14 protein-coding genes are annotated in these 14,886 nt (G+C 67.0%); 6 read left to right on the top strand and 8 right to left on the bottom strand.

Annotated features, from left to right (window positions below):
* Positions 1-274: 274 nt before the first annotated feature.
* The 3 genes from ABZ004_RS06465 to ABZ004_RS06455 form a co-directional block, all read right to left on the bottom strand.
* Positions 275-1,702, bottom strand: a complete 1,428-nt coding sequence (locus ABZ004_RS06465) for a trypsin-like peptidase domain-containing protein (protein WP_355678736.1) — start codon at positions 1,700-1,702, stop codon at positions 275-277.
* A 130-nt stretch (positions 1,703-1,832) separates the two neighbouring features.
* Entirely contained in the window at positions 1,833-3,563 is a 1,731-nt protein-coding gene (locus tag ABZ004_RS06460; protein ID WP_355678735.1) for an ATP-binding protein, read from the bottom strand.
* A complete protein-coding gene (locus tag ABZ004_RS06455) occupies positions 3,560-4,252 on the bottom strand; it encodes a response regulator transcription factor (RefSeq protein ID WP_133980052.1) in 693 nt (230 codons plus the stop codon). Before ABZ004_RS06455 ends, ABZ004_RS06460 begins: the two co-directional genes overlap by 4 nt.
* Positions 4,253-4,384: 132 nt before the next feature.
* On the opposite strand from ABZ004_RS06455, the gene ABZ004_RS06450 reads away from it, so the two are divergent.
* Positions 4,385-5,377, top strand: coding sequence for an acetamidase/formamidase family protein (locus tag ABZ004_RS06450; RefSeq protein ID WP_355678734.1), 993 nt, complete (start codon positions 4,385-4,387; stop codon positions 5,375-5,377).
* Here ABZ004_RS06450 and ABZ004_RS06445 read toward each other — a convergent pair.
* Complete coding sequence (locus ABZ004_RS06445; protein ID WP_355678733.1) at positions 5,374-6,309, bottom strand: DMT family transporter; 936 nt, start codon at positions 6,307-6,309, stop codon at positions 5,374-5,376. The genes ABZ004_RS06450 and ABZ004_RS06445 overlap by 4 nt on opposite strands.
* 74 nt (positions 6,310-6,383) lie before the next feature.
* Between ABZ004_RS06445 and ABZ004_RS06440 the strand changes: the two genes are divergently transcribed.
* Both ABZ004_RS06440 and ABZ004_RS06435 read left to right on the top strand, forming a co-directional pair.
* Entirely contained in the window at positions 6,384-6,869 is a 486-nt protein-coding gene (locus ABZ004_RS06440) for an Lrp/AsnC family transcriptional regulator (protein WP_355678732.1), read from the top strand.
* 113 nt (positions 6,870-6,982) lie between these two features.
* Positions 6,983-8,194: a pyrophosphate--fructose-6-phosphate 1-phosphotransferase gene (locus tag ABZ004_RS06435; RefSeq protein WP_355678731.1), complete on the top strand. Its 1,212-nt coding sequence runs from the start codon at positions 6,983-6,985 to the stop codon at positions 8,192-8,194.
* 52 nt (positions 8,195-8,246) lie between these two features.
* Here ABZ004_RS06435 and ABZ004_RS06430 read toward each other — a convergent pair whose 3' ends face one another.
* From ABZ004_RS06430 to ABZ004_RS06415, 4 genes are all read right to left on the bottom strand, one after another.
* On the bottom strand, positions 8,247-9,710 hold the full coding sequence (locus tag ABZ004_RS06430) for a M1 family metallopeptidase (RefSeq protein ID WP_355678730.1): 1,464 nt from the start codon (positions 9,708-9,710) through the stop codon (positions 8,247-8,249).
* Positions 9,711-9,789: 79 nt separating this feature from the next.
* Positions 9,790-10,224, bottom strand: a complete 435-nt coding sequence (locus ABZ004_RS06425) for a low molecular weight protein-tyrosine-phosphatase (protein ID WP_355678729.1) — start codon at positions 10,222-10,224, stop codon at positions 9,790-9,792.
* 5 nt (positions 10,225-10,229) lie between these two features.
* Positions 10,230-10,613 (bottom strand): phage holin family protein, encoded by a 384-nt coding sequence (locus ABZ004_RS06420; RefSeq protein WP_355678728.1) that lies wholly within the window; start codon positions 10,611-10,613, stop codon positions 10,230-10,232.
* A gap of 521 nt (positions 10,614-11,134) precedes the next feature.
* Positions 11,135-11,803, bottom strand: coding sequence for a GntR family transcriptional regulator (locus tag ABZ004_RS06415; protein ID WP_355678727.1), 669 nt, complete (start codon positions 11,801-11,803; stop codon positions 11,135-11,137).
* Positions 11,804-11,968: 165 nt separating this feature from the next.
* Here ABZ004_RS06415 and ABZ004_RS06410 point away from each other — a divergent pair, with 165 nt between their 5' ends.
* The 3 genes from ABZ004_RS06410 (at position 11,969) to ABZ004_RS06400 (ending at position 14,799) form a co-directional block, all read left to right on the top strand.
* Entirely contained in the window at positions 11,969-13,153 is a 1,185-nt protein-coding gene (locus tag ABZ004_RS06410) for a phage tail tip lysozyme (protein WP_355678726.1), read from the top strand.
* 6 nt (positions 13,154-13,159) lie between these two features.
* A complete protein-coding gene (locus tag ABZ004_RS06405) occupies positions 13,160-13,753 on the top strand; it encodes an S-layer protein (protein ID WP_355678725.1) in 594 nt (197 codons plus the stop codon).
* 155 nt (positions 13,754-13,908) lie between these two features.
* Entirely contained in the window at positions 13,909-14,799 is an 891-nt protein-coding gene (locus tag ABZ004_RS06400) for an arginine deiminase family protein (protein ID WP_355678724.1), read from the top strand.
* Positions 14,800-14,886 lie beyond the last annotated feature (87 nt).

Raw genomic sequence — 14,886 nt, 5'->3', positions numbered from 1 at the left:
GGCGACCTGGTAGTCCTGTACGGCGTACGCACCGCCAGCTGGCAGGGCACGGAGTTCCGCGGCATCCCCACCCCCCAAGGCCCCGTCTCGGTCGAACTGGCCCGCGCTTCCCATGGCGGAGACCTACCTGTCGTATATCTCCTGCCGGGATCACACCGAAACAGGTCTCTATCTGAATCTGACGAGGCTTGCAGGCTGTGAAAGGCCCACGAAAACAGGACCGCGGCTGCTCGGTGGGCAGTCGCGGTCCTGGTCTTGGGCGGAAAGGAAGTCTTCAGCCGGTGGGGTTGCCGTTGTCGGAGCCCAGGGTGGCTTTGACGGTTTGGGATTTGCCGGCCCGGGTGAAGGTGATGCTCACCTCGTCGTTGGGGCGGTGCGAACGGACTGCGGCGACCAACGCGTCCCCTGACGCGATCGCCTTGCCGTCGACAGAAGTGACGATGTCGCCCTTCTGCAGACCGGCTTTGTCCGCCGCACCGCCCGCCGTCACCTCGCCGAGGGTCGCTCCCTGCAGGAGCCCGTCGGAAGACTGCGCGTCGCCGACCTGTACGCCGAGCCGTGCATGCGTGGCCTTGCCCTTGGCCACCAGCTCGTCGATGATCGGCTTGGCCTGGTCGATCGGGATTGCGAAGCCCAGGCCGATATTGCCGCCTTCGGATTGTCCCGATCCGCCGGCGGTTTTGATCGCGGAGTTGATTCCGACCACCTGGCCGGCGAGGTCGATCAGTGCGCCGCCGGAGTTTCCGGGGTTGATGGCGGCGTCTGTCTGGATTGCTGGGAAGACTGTCGTGCTGTCCTGGTCCTCACTGCCCGAGGTGACCGGCCGGTTGAGCGCGGAGACGATCCCGCTGGTCACGGTCTCCTCCAGCCCGAACGGCGAACCGATCGCGACCACACCCTGCCCGACACCGAGGTTCCCGCTCTTGCCCAGTACCGCGGGCTTCAGGTCCTTCGCGTCGGCCCGGATCACGGCCAGGTCGGTCAGTGGGTCGGTGCCGACGATGGTGGCCGGAACGGTCCGGCCGTCGCTCAGGTTCACCGAGATCTTGCCGCCGTTGCCGGCTCCGGCGACGACGTGGTTGTTGGTGACGATCAGCCCGTCCTGGCTGATCACGATGCCCGAACCGGTGGCCGCGCCCTGCGAGGTGGCGACCCCGATCTTCACCACACTCGGCAGCACCTTCGCGGCCGCTGCCTGGACCGAACCGTCCGGCGCGGAGACCGGTGCGGCCTGGCTGCCGTTCAGCGGTGCCGTCACCGACGGCGAGCCGTTGGACGAGTCGTTGGTCGCCGAGTAGACCGCCGCGCCACCCACACCGCCCGCGGTGCCGACCAACAGCGCGGTGGCTGCCACCAGAGCCAGACCGCGCCGCTTGGGCTTCGGGGGCTCCGACTGGGCCGGCTGCGGGCCGAACGGCCAGCTCGGGCCCGGTGACGTCCCCTGATGCGTCCCGGCCGTCCCGAACTGCCCGCCTTGTGGGTAAGCACTCCCACCTGAGGGGTGCTGACCGATCCGAGGTTGCCCGCCCTGCGGCGCGTACTGCTGTTGCTGATGCTGGCCGTAGCCCTGCGTCGGCAACTGCTGGGTGCGCTCCGGCGGAGTCGAGCCGCCGTACGACGGCTGGTTCCCGTACGTCGAACCCTGCGCCGGGGCGTCCTGCCCTGGCTGGTTCTGCGGCTGGTGCGGCTGGTTCTCGGTCATGGGTAAACCTTGGCGGCTCCACCTGAGAGAGCCCTGAAGATCCCGTCAGAGCAGCCGAAGAACTCGATGAAGATCCCCTGAAGACCCTGTGAGGCTCTCCACACCTCAGTACGGCGGGAGGCCTGCGTGGTCAGCGGGTCTGGGTGGCGGCGTGCGGGAGCCACAGGGTGAACTGGGCTCCGCCGGTCGGCGCATTGCGGGCGTAGATCATGCCGCCGTGTTGCTCGGCCGCGTGTTTGACGATGGCGAGGCCGAGCCCGGAGCCTGGGCGGCTGCGGGCTTCGCTGGAGCGGTAGAACCGTTCGAAGACGTGCGGGAGGTCTGCCTCGGAGATACCCGGCCCGCTGTCGGTCACAGTGAGCACGCCGTCCCGCAGGTGCACACTGACGCGCCCTGCCGGCGCGGAATCGCCTGTACTACGGTCCGCCACGTCCGGCGTACTGTACTTCGCAGCGTTGTCCAGCAGGTTCGTCACAGCCCGTCCAAGCAACCGCTCGTCGCCCCAGACCGGGAACGGCTCCAGCTGAACGTCCCACTCCAAGGACTGAGCCCGGCGGCGCACCTTGATGACCGCGTCCTCGACCACGTTCTGCAGCTCGATCAACTCGGCATTGCGAACCTGCGGCGTATCCCGAGCCAGCTCAGTCAGATCCCCGATCAGGTTGGTCAGCTCATCCATCTGAGCGCGTACGTCGTCCAGCAGTTGCTGACGGTCCTCGGCCTTGAGGCCACCCTTCTTGTCTGCTTGGGCAAGCAGGTCGAGGTTGGTCCGGATACTCGTCAACGGAGTCCGCAGCTCATGCCCGGCATCACCCACCAACCGCCGCTGCCGATCCTGCGATCTGGCCAGTGCGGTGAGCATCGCGTTGAACGCCAGCGCGAGCCGGGAGATCTCGTCCGAACCGCTGACCGGGATCGGTTTCAGCTCCTCGGTCCGCGCAATCCGCTCCGCCTCACCCGTCAGCCGCGCCAACGGCCGCAGCCCGGATTGCGCGATAGCGTTCCCAGCCAACGCCGCCCCGATCACGCCGAGCAGCCCAACGGCCCACAACACGATCCCCAGGTTGTGCAACGTCCGGTCGATCGGCGTCAACGACTGCGCGACCACGAGCGCCCCCGGCACGTTGTAGTCCGCGTCGGTGCAGAACTGCGCCTGCTTCAGCGAACAGAAGTTGGCGTGGACGGCGATCACCCGGTAGTGCGGACCGCCGCGAACGCCAACGGTGCGGAGGCTGAAGTCGCCGGTCGCCTGAGGTTGCGCGATGGAGAGTTCAGGCTTTTCCATCGGCGGGAGGACGTCACCGCCGACCTTCGCCCCGCCCGCGGTATAGACCCCGAGCTGGATGTCGCTGAGCCCCAGCGCATCCGGGGGGACATTCTCCACGTTCACGAGTCTGGTCAGCACGTCCTTGCTGGCGGCCTGAGTCGCCCGAGCTTCCAGGCTGTCGTCGAGATTCCGGTACATCTGTTGCCGGACTGTGGCATAGGCCGCGACGCTCACGAACGCTACCGCCAGACCGACGGCCACGGCGGCGAGCAAGGTGACGCGAGCGTGCAGGCTCAGGTCGTGCAGCTTCTCCTGCCACCAAGCCTGGGTCTGGGTGACGCCGGCCGCAAGCCGATTGGCCCCGGTCCCATTGCTCGCCGGCTCACCTGTTCCTTGACCGGGAACACCCTGACCAGGTGCACCCTGACCCGGGCTCGCCGGGCGTGGGCCCGTTGTGGGTCGGCCGGCGGGCGGTGAGTCGGGGGCGCGGACGGCGTACCGGTCGGTGGGGCCGCCGACTTCGAGGGTCTCTTCCGGTGGGGGGATGGGGCCGGCGTACCTGGGGAAGTCGTCGGCGGGGGGTTGCGTGGTCACGGTGGGGTGTCTCTCAGGACGTAACCGATGCCGCGGACGGTGTGGATCAGGCGGGGGAGGTTGTCGACCTCGGTCTTGCGGCGGAGGTAGCCGATGTAGACCTCGAGGGAGTTCGCCGTGGTGGGGAAGTCGTAGCCCCAGACCGCGTCCAGGATCACCGCGCGTTCGAGCACCCGGCGCGGGTTGCGGATCAGCAGTTCGAGCAGCGAGAACTCGGTGCGCGTCAGCGGGATCGGGATGTTGCCGCGGTGCACCTCGTGTGCGTCCACGTCCACCACCAGGTCGGCGTACTGCAGCACCTCGCCGCGCGGGCCGCCCTCACCAGGCGTCGTACTGCGGCGCAGCAGCGCTCGCAGGCGGGCCAGTAGCTCCTCCAGCGCGAACGGCTTGGTCAGGTAGTCGTCGCCGCCGGCATCGAGTCCGTCCACCCGGTCGGCGACCGCGTCGCGCGCGGTGAGCACCAGGATCGGCACGTTGTTGCCCGCGGCCCGGAGCGCCTTGGTGGTCTCCAGCCCGTCGAGGCGCGGCATCATCACGTCCATCACGACCACGTCCGGTTCGACGTTGCCGATCACCGCGAGCGCCTCGGCGCCGTCCGAGGCGGTCACCACCTCGAAGTCGTTGAACTCCAGCGAACGGCGCAGCGAATCCCGGACCGCCCGGTCGTCGTCCACCACCAGTACCCGCATGTCGTGCTCCGTTCGCCGGACCGGTCCATCCGGCCTACCTCCGACCACCGAATCTATGCGCTCTATTTGAGAATCGGCTGAGAACCCGCTGATCTGTCGCGAAACAAACGCTACCGGGCGTAGTTTTCCGGCGTGGACATCGTCGAATTCTCCCCCCAGCCCGAGCAGTTCGCCTGGACCTTCGGCGGCGTCGCCCCGGTCCGACGGGTCACGCCGGGAACCATGCTGCGGCTGTGGACCGAGGACGCCTTCTGTGGCAGCCTCCGCAGTACGGCGGATCTCGCCAGCGCCTCGCTGACGATGCCGTTCGTCAACCCGCAGACCGGTCCGTTCTACGTCGAGGGCGCCGAGCCGGGCGACACCCTGGTGATCCACTTCGTTGAGCTGACTCCGGCGCGGAGCTGGGGTGCTTCAGCAACCATCCCGTACTTCGGTGGGCTCACCAGTACGGACCGTACTGCGACGTTGCAGGACCCGTTGCCGGAGCGCACCTGGATCTACGAGGTCGACAGCGCCAAGCAGACTGTCGGCTTCCGGGCACAGGGGAGTGATCTCGAAGTCGCCCTCCCGATCGAGCCCATGCTCGGCACCGTCGGGGTGGCTCCGGCAGCTGGAGAGGTGCGTTCGTCGCTCGTCCCGGACACGTTCGGCGGCAACATGGATACGCCGGAGATGAAGGCGGGCGCCACCTGCTATCTACGGGTCAACGTGGAAGGCGCGCTGTTCTCTGTCGGCGACGGGCACTACCGGCAAGGCGAGGGCGAGTCCTGCGGTACTGCGGTCGAGGGCGCGATGAACGTAGTACTGGTGATCGATCTGCTGAAGACGCCTGGACCGGTCTGGCCCCGGATCGAGAACGACGACTACCTGGCTGTGGTGGGATCCAGTCGTCCGCTGGAGGACGCATGGCGTGCTGGTCAGGTCGACATGGTCGGCTGGCTCGGTGACCTCTATGGTCTCGACAAGCTGGATGCGTACCAGCTGCTGAGTCAGATCAGCGAAGTGCCGCTCGCCAATGTGGTCGACGCCAACTACAGCGTGGTCACCAAGGTCCCCAAGCGCCTACTGCCCACCGCAGAGGTCTACGGCGGCATCCACGCTCACCTGCGTAGTACGGCGAACTAGGCGTCGACCAACGCCGTACTACGTTCGCTCCGGCTCCGGCGGCGGGAGATGCTGACGCCGACGAGGCAGATCGCACCCCCTGCAAGGGCAAGAGCCGCAGGCCGCTCGCCGAGAAGTACCCAGGCGAGGACGATGGCGACTACCGGGACCAGGTACGTCGTGGCGCCCAGCCGACCCGCGGTCGTGCGGCGAAGGGCGAAAGCCCACGTGCTGAAGCCCAGCGCTGTCGGAACCGCACCGAGGTAGACCACCCACCAGATCGTCGCAGCGCTCGCCTTGGGCAACTCGTGGATGAGCGCAGGCGCGAACGGCAAGCAACCGACGGCACCGATGGTGCAGGCGAGCCAGGTGACCTCTGCAGCCGGCAGGCGATCGAGTAGCGGCTTCTGGCTGACCACGCCGACGGCGTACGAGACGGCGGCGATGACGCAGAGGACGACTCCCCAGAGCTCCGCGCCGCCGGCCGAAGTCGACGTACCGATCAGCAGAATGCCGCCGAACGCGACCAGGCTGCCGACGACGAGTTGCCGGGGGAAGCCTTCACCGAGGGTGAGCCCGGCCAGTACGGCGATCAGGAGCGGCGCGATGTGGACGATCATGGCTGCCGTCCCGGCGTCGAGGCGGCGCTCGGCGGCGTTCAGGGCGACGTTGTAGACGCCGAACCAGAGCAGGCCGCAGGCGAGTAGTTGCGGCCAGTCCCGCTTGGCCGGCCAGTGGCTGGTGCGAACGGCCGGTCCGGTAGGCCGCCGGACGAGGAGAAGAATGCCGAGCGCGAGGCTGCCGACCAGGAGGCGGGCCAGTGCCAGCGCGCCGGCTGAGAACTCGGTGCCGACGTGCCGGATCGCCACGAAGGCCGACGCCCAGAGCAGTACGGTCACGGCGGCAGCTCCGGCCGCTGGCAGGTTCTGAGGAGATTTGACGGTCCTGGTCACTCGTCTAGGCTAGAAAGAGTTCTTTGCCTCTTCCATGCCGAAATGAATGCGCGAGGTGCCAGATGGTTTCCGGTATGAATGCTTTGACTGGCCCTGACCAGCGGATCGAGAAACCGCAGCTGGATGAGATCAATCTCCGGCTGCTGGCCGAGTTGCAGCACGACCCGCGGTTGCGGACCACCGAACTGGCCCGCCGGCTCGGTGTGTCGGCGCCGACCGTCCGCGAGCGCCTTGCCCGGCTGGAAGAGTCCGGGGTGATCCGTGGCTTCCGCCTCGAGCTCGACCCTGCCGCGCTCGGGCTGCCGGTGGCTGCGTGGATCCGGCTGCGGCCGGGTCCGGGTCAGAATCCTAGGATCATCGAGCTGGCCGGCCGGACGCCGGAGGTGGTCGAATGCCACCGCATCTCCGGCGAGGACTGTTTCCTGTTTCGCGTGCAGGTGGGCTCGATCGGCGACCTCGAGACAGTGCTCGACAAATTCACCGTGCACGGCCAGACGACCAGTTCGTTCATCGTCTCCACCACGGTCGAGCCCCGCAACGTACCGCTGCCGCCGTACTGACCCGGGTCGTCTGTGAGCCGGGTGCCGTCCGGACAGTGAGCCCAACCACTGTCACGAGTGGTCCCCATCACTAGGCTGGGGGCGACTTCAGCGACCCCTGGAAGGACCTGCCCATGGCTGCCGACAAGTCTGTCCGCAGAGTTGCCCTGCTCACCGCCGGTGGCCTCGCGCCCTGCCTGTCGTCCGCCGTCGGTGGACTGATCGAGCGATACTCCGAAGTAGCGCCCGACATCGAGATCATCGGCTACCTGAACGGGTACCACGGCCTGCTGAGCGGCCGGCACATCGACGTGACGCCCGAGGTGCGGGCGAAGGCGTCGGTGCTGCACAAGTTCGGCGGCAGCCCGATCGGCAACAGCCGGGTGAAGCTGACCAACACCGCCGACCTGGTCAAGCGCGGCCTGATCGCCGACGGCCAGAACGCGCTGCAGGTGGCGGCCGAGCGGCTGGTGGCCGACGGCGTCGACGTACTGCACACGATCGGCGGCGACGACACCAACACGACGGCGGCCGACCTGGCGGCGTACCTGCACGAGCACGACTACGACCTGACCGTGGTCGGCCTGCCGAAGACGATCGACAACGACGTGATCCCGATCCGGCAGAGCCTGGGCGCCTGGACCGCGGCCGAGCAGGGCGCGCTGTTCGCCCGCAACGTGATCGCCGAGCACAGCTCGAACCCGCGGATGCTCGTCGTCCACGAGGTGATGGGCCGCAACTGCGGTTGGTTGACGGCGGCAACGGCCGCGGAGTACCGCAAGTGGCTCGCGGAGCAGGAGTGGAACCCGGGGATCGGCCTGGACGAGAAGAGCTGGGACGTGCACGCCGTTTACGTGCCGGAGGCAACGATCGATCTCGATGCCGAGGCGGAGCGGCTGAAGGCGGTGATGGACGAGAACGACTGTGTCACGATCTTCCTGTCCGAGGGCGCCGGCGTACCGTCGATCGTGGCGGAGCTGGAGGCGCGCGGCGAGGAGGTCCCGCGCGACCCGTTCGGGCACGTCAAGCTGGACACGATCAATCCCGGTGCCTGGTTCGCGAAGCAGTTCGCGGAGCGGATCGGCGCCGAGAAGACGATGGTCCAGAAGAGTGGCTACTTCAGCCGGTCGGCGGCCGCGAACCAGCGTGACCTCGAACTGATCAAGCAGTGCACGGACTACGCGGTCGACGCGGCCCTGCGCGGCGAGAGCGGCGTGGTCGGCCACGACGAGGAGCGCGGCGACGAGTTGCGCGCGATCGAGTTCCCGCGGATCGCCGGTGGCAAGGAGTTCGACCCGACGGTCGACTGGTTCACCGCACTACTGAGCGACATCGGCCAGGCCTGACGCTTGCGCCCGTAGTACGGGATCTTCCGTCCTGTACTACGGGCGCTCGGGTTCAGCGCTGGTGTGGTGCGGGCTGGGCCCAGTCGGGGTGGCCGAGGGGGACCGGCGTGGTCTTGCCGTAGATCCAGCTCTTGATGAGCGCGGTCAGGTCCTTGCCGGAGACCTCGTTCGCGACGTCGATGTAGTCCTGCGTCGACGCGGCCTTGTTCCGGTAGCGCTCGAAGAACGTGTGCTCGATCTCGCGGAACTTCTTCGCGCCGACGACGTGATTGACGTCGTTGAGCATCAGCAGCCCGCCGGCGTTGGTGCCGCCGAGGACCTCGAGGGTGTCGGCCGGACGACCGGGCGGTCCGTACGTCGCGCGGTTCTCCACCTCGAAGTTGTAGGCGTTGTGCATGAAGTCGTCCAGCTTCACCAAGCCCTTGTCAGCTTGGTAGACACCTGAGTAGTAGCTGGCGTGGCCTTCGCTGATCCACATGTCGTCCCAGGTGCGAACGGAGACGGCGTTGCCGAAGTACTGGTGGATCAACTCGTGGACCATCGTGGCGACGTCTTGAGTGTTCGGCTGAGCGAGGTAGTCCACGTTGAACATGGAGAGGGTCGCGCTCTCCAGGGCGTAACCGGTGACGCCGCCGACGCCTAGTACGCCGTATGTCTCGAACGGGTATTTGCTGCCGAGCTGGTGCTCCACCCAGCGCAGCTGGTCGGGAACGAGGCCTACGCGAGGACCTGCTGCTTTGGCCTTCGAGCTGTCCACGTAGCTTCTGAGCGGAAGGCCGTGCGGGCCTTTTCCCTTGATTTCGGTGAGATGGCCGACCGCGAGCTGGGCGACGTGGGTGGGGATGGGATCGCGGGTACTGAAGACGTACGTGGTGCGGTTTCCCTTTGTCTGCTTGCTTTGCAGGGTGCCGTTCGCGGCGGCTTGAAGGTTGCTCGGAACGGTGACTTTGAAGCTGACCCGGGCCTTGTCGCTGGGGACGTCGTTCATCGGGAAGAACAGGTGCGAACGGTCCGGCTGGCCCATCAGCTCGAAGCCACCGGCCCAGTCGGTCCAGTGGTCGAAGTGATCCAGCTCCGGGAAGTTCGGCGAGTGCGGCTCGAGCGCGCGGTCGGCGGCGAAGACGATGTGCACGCGGAACGGCAGGTTGTGGAGCAGCGGGACCTTCGGAGTGACAACCAACTTCTCCTTGGCGTTGTCCAGTTGGAAGGTGGCTGGCAGGCCGTTCACGGTGACTTCGCTGACCTGCTTGGCGACCGCGTCGAGGCTGAAGCTGGAGAGAGTTTGCTTGGCCTGGGCAACGATGTCGACGGAGGAGGCCATCTGCGTCTTGCCGGGTTGGTAGTCATAGGCAACGTTGTACGACTGCACGTCGTACCCGCCGTTGCCGAGGCCAGGGAAGACGCGGTCGCCCGCGGTCTGTGCTCCTGGCGTGGGGATTGCTGGGGTTGTGGCTGCTGCTGGACCGGCGACTGCGGTCGACAGCAGGACCGCTGTGGCGAGCTTTCCGAGGTGCACGGGCACGCACTCCCTTTCACTGCTTGACGATTGCTTCCGTCCAGCAGGTAATCAGGTGCGGCCTATCGTCCCCGTATCGTTATTCCGAAAGCTTTTCGATCCAGCGGTCGGCAGCCTTCTCGATCTGCGCGAGCACCTGGTCGAATCCGGCCTCGTCGCCGTAGTACGGATCCGGTACGTCGGCCTCCGCAAAAAGCTCAACCGGTACGACGAGGTCGCGGCCACCCCGCTTGCGCAGGATCGCCAGGTGACCGGAGTCCATCGCGAGCACCAGGTGGTGGTCGGCGAAACCCTCGAACCGGCGGGCCCGGTGCGCGCTTCCGTCGTACCCGTTGCGGGCCAGCACCGCCGCGGCGCGATGGTCCATCGGGTCGCCCTGGTGCCAGCCGTCCGTTCCCGAACTGGTCACCACGACGTCGTCGATCCCGGCCTCGGCGAGCTTGGCGCGCAGCACCACCTCGCCGATCGGCGACCGGCAGATGTTGCCGGTGCAGACGACCTCTACATGCCTCACCGCTATTACAGCTCGGCGTCTTCCGGCAGCAGCGTGTTCAGCAGCATGCCGACCAGGGTGATCACGAGCGACCCGAGCAACGCGGAGCCGAACCCGGAGACGTGGAACTGGACGTCCAGTTTGCCGGTGATCCATGAGGTGAGCAGCAGCATCAACGCGTTGATCACGAAGATCAGCAGCCCGAGGGTCAGGATGATGAACGGCAACGAGAGCAGCTTCGCGACCGGCTTCACCACCGCGTTCACGATGCCGAAGATCGCCGCCACGATCAGCAGGGTCAGGATCCGCCGCCCGGTGGTCGCCCCCTGCAGCGTGATCCCGCTGACAACCCAACTGGCAACAGCCAACGCCACAGCATTGGCCAGCAACTTGATCACCAAGTTCTTCATACCCCGATCCTCCCACCTACCGGTCCACCCCACCGCTCCCAGCCCCAGACACGCCGCAACCATCGAGCTCGTCAGGCAGCAGATGCGCTTCCCCCGGGGCTCGCCGGAACGTACTCACCTCGCTCACCGCCCCACACCAAGCTCCCGCATCCACTCGCCACCCGCGCCCCACCGGATCACCCGCCCCACTTACCCCCACAACCCGCCGCCCCGCTCCCACCGGATCAGCTGGGCCCACCTGCCGGACCGACCCGCCATCGAATTCCCACCTACCGGCTCGACTCGCTGGTTTTGCTCGACCTACCGGCTCGACTCGCTGGTTTTGTGGCGGAAAAGCGGCGAGTCGAGCCGGGTGGTCGGGGCGGGACAGGCTGATCGATCCGGCAAGTGGAGGGCGCCGCGAGTCGATCCGGCAAGTGGAGGACGGCGCCGCGAGTCGATCCGGTGAGTGGAGGAGGGCGCCGGGTGGGCGACCGGGGCGACGTACGGGCTGCGGGGTACGGGGGTACGGCGTACCGGAGTTAGTTCGGGGGTGTGGTGATGGCTTCCAGGAGGGACTCTTCGGCGCCGGCTAGGTGGCGGCGGAGTTCTTCTACGCACTCGTCGAGGTCACCTTTTTCGAGGAGGCGGACGAGTTTGCGGTGCGAGGCGACCTGTTGTTTGGCGTCCTGGCGCAGCGCGTCGACGCGGGCGAGGGCGAGGCGGGCTTCGCCGGTGATGGAGTCGGCGGTGGCGATCAGGCGGGCGCTGCCGGTGAGCGCGACGAGGCTGCGGTGGATCGCCAGGTGCGTCTCGGTCATCGCCTCCGGGTCGGCTCCTTCCTTCGCGGTGGCGGCGAAGGTGCGCATCGCGGCGCGGACCCGCTCCCGGGCGAGCTCGTCGGCGTCGAACCAGGCGCGGATGCCGGCCGACTCCAGCACGAACCGCGCCTTGCAGATGTCGGCGACCGCGGCCGGGTGCAGGATCGCGACGCTGACGCCCTTGTTCGGCTCCCGGACCGCGAGTCCCTCGGTGACGAGCATCGTCATCGCTTCCCGGACCGTACTGCGCGCGACGCCGAGCGCCTCGGCCAGCGGCTGCTCGCGCAACGGCGTACCGGGTTCCAGGTCGCCTGCGAACAGGGCGGCGCGCAAGGCGTCGACCACCCGGTCCACCGTGGTCGAGCGGTCCACTCGCAGCCGTTCGTACATGAACCGATTCTCGTCTAGTCAGCGGCCGTTGTCGCGCGGGCGCACCCGATGGACCCCAGCCTGTGGATAACTCCCGACGTCTCGGGCGGATTTTCGGCAGTCTTTTCCTTGGCATCCGCTCCTGTCATGGGAGCGGCCAGTCATAGATCGCAGGGAGGAGGGGCCATGGAAGGCAAGGCACTGCTGGGCGTCGTCGGCCTGATCCTGGCGCTCCCGCTGCTGATAGTTCTCGCCATGTTGGCCGGAGCGCTGGCTGCCGTCGGCAGTGACTCGTGCGCCGACGCGAGTTCGCAGACCTGTAGCTGTGGTGGATTGCTGAGTGGCTCCAACAACCAGCAGAAGGCCTTCAACTACTTCATCTCCAACGGGTACTCCAAGGAGCAGTCGGCCGGCATCGTCGGCAACCTGATCGACGAGTCGTCGGTCGAGCCGATGCGCAAGCAGAACACGTTGCCCGGGACGAAGACGCTCGCGGCCGAGGTCGACGGGCCCGGTACGGCGAGCGACTACTCCGGCGGCTGGGGCATCGTCCAATGGACGCCGGCCAGCAAGATGATCACCGCATCCAGGAACGCGGGCGCGAAAGACGAGCAGATCGAGACGATCGAGTACCAGCTCGACTTTCTGAAGGTCCAACTGACTGGCATGGGTCATGTGCCGGAAGGTGAGGCGGGCAGCATGGTGCGGGCGGCGAGGAGTGTCGAGAACGCGGCGGTCGCCTTCGGCCGGTACTACGAACGCTTCGACGGCAGCGAGAACCCGCACCACCCGCGCTACGCGAAGAGCAAGGCCTCGGCGAAGGAGGTGCTCGCAAACTTCGGCGACGCCGCCGTCACGGCAAGCGTCGGCGGTTGTGCAGGTGGGGGGAACGGGAGCATCGTCGAGACCGCCTTTGCGCTTGCCTGGCGCGATCGGGGCCACGGGCAGGAGAAGGAGGACGCCACCCCGGCGTACCAGAAAGCGATGCCCGAGTTCAACGGTTCCACTGGGACGTGGCCGTTCAGTGACTGCGGTGTCTATGTCGCGACGGTGATGGTGATGAGCGGTGTGGACAAGGAGTACGTCCGGAGGATCACCAGCAATCAGCGCGCCTACGTCCGGGGCTCGACGAAGTATCAGACGTTCGAGAATCTCAGCAATGTCAGTCAGCTGCAGCCGGGGGACATCTTCGTCCACAACCACCACACGTACTTCTATGTCGGGTCCTTCAAGGGCGCCGATGGGAAGACCTGGAACGCGCTGTCGGCATCGCTCGGATCCAATGCGGGGAATGGGCGGGTGCCACAACCGTCCATCGTTCAGTTTGCCGACGACAACGGTCAGTACACCGTCGCCCGGATCAAGAAGTAGGTGTCGGTGGACAGGCGACGGTGGGTGCTGAGAGGGACGGTGGTGCTTCTGCTGGCGATACTCGGCGTCTATCTGGCGTTCCGCGGCAGCACGGAGCACAACGTCTTGGTGCGCTCGGTGCCGAACGATCTGGCGCTGACCCTGGACGGCAAGCCGGTCGCGGCGAACGGGGAGCTCAAGGTCAAGCACGGCAAGCACACGCTGACCGGTGAGCGGCGTGGTTTCGAGAGTCACACCCAGACTGTCGAGGTGCGGGGCGACATGCAGCTCAAGATGTACCTGTTCTCGAACAGCCAAGCCGGTCGGCAATGGGAGAAGGGTCACCCGGAGCAGGTGCTCGAAGCCGAGGAGGAGGCGAACCGCAAGTACCAGGAGCGCACCGAACGGCTCACCCAGAACTACCCGATCCTGCAGGAGCTGCCGTACGTCGGCCCCGGCTTCACCGTCAACTACGGCGCCTCCAAGTCTGACCCCACCAACCCAGAAAAGCTCGCCCTCTACATCAAGCTCACCTACCCCGACGGCAAGCAGGCCGCCACCGACTGGCTAGCCGGCCACGCCCACAACCCCACCAACCTAGAACTCATCTACACGAAGTAGCTCCACCTGTGCGCTTCCTTCGAGCCCGCCCACCCGGGAAGTCAGGGGACCGGGTTTTGGGTCGTGTTGACTCCGGTCGGGTCGACCTGCACACTGACTGATTGTCGGACAATCAGAGGATCCGTCAATGACGGACGAGTGTGTAGGGGTGGTTCATGGGGCAGCAGCTGGGGTGGGGCCGGAAGTACTTGATGGTCCGGCCGGACCACTTCCGGATCGACTACGTGATCAATCCGTACATGTCGACCCAGGACCAGCCTGACCCCGAGCTGGCGTTGCGGCAGTGGAGCGCGTTGCGGCTCGCGATCATCGACGCCGGCGGTGAGGTCGAGGTGCTCGACCAGCGCCCCGATTCACCCGACATGGTCTACGCGATGAACCTCGGCCTGGCCGCCGCGCCCACCGAGGAGTTCGCAGGCGGCCGGGCGATGCTCTCGCACATGCGGTTCGAGCCGCGCCGCAAGGAGTCCGTGACCGCGGCCGGCTGGTTCACCGAGCACGGCTTCGCGCTGGACCGGACCGGCGCCGAAGGCGTCGGCCCGCACTTCGAGTCCGGCGACGCGTTCGTCTTCGGCGACAGCCTGGTGGTCGGGTACGGCCCGCGCACCGAGGAGGAGGCGCTCAAGCACCTCGCCGCCGGCTGGAACATCCGGGTCCGCGGCCTGCGCATCACCCACGAGGGGATGTACCACCTCGACCTGCCGTTCTGCCCGATCGACAGCACCCACGCGCTGGTCTACCCGCCCGCGCTCGACGCGGCGAGCCAGGCCGAGCTGTTCGGCATCGTGCCGGACCCGATCGTGCTCACCGACGAGGAGGCGTTCGCGTTCAGCGGCAACTCGCTGGTCGTCAACGACACGGTGATCATGCCGGCCTGCTCGGCCCGCCTGCACGACATCCTCACCGGGCTGGGCCTGCGCATCGTCGTACTGGACCTGTCGGAGTTCCACAAGGGTGGCGGGTCGGCGCGCTGCCTGACCAACCCGCTCGATTTCGACCTTGCCGCCGCCAGTGTCGTCGGTGGCGAGGTTGTTCTTCCCGGCTGATCAAACTGAACAGCCGGTACTGCGCATCGCGGGTCTGCGTTGAGCGCTGTGTCGCCGTTGCTGGACAATTTGTAGAGCCTCGAAGCA

Origin of the sequence: Kribbella sp. NPDC006257 (assembly GCF_040613535.1) — a bacterium.
Taxonomy (GTDB): domain Bacteria; phylum Actinomycetota; class Actinomycetes; order Propionibacteriales; family Kribbellaceae; genus Kribbella.
The sequence above is the reverse complement of the archived record's forward strand: the minus strand, read 5'-3'. Positions and strand labels throughout refer to the sequence as shown.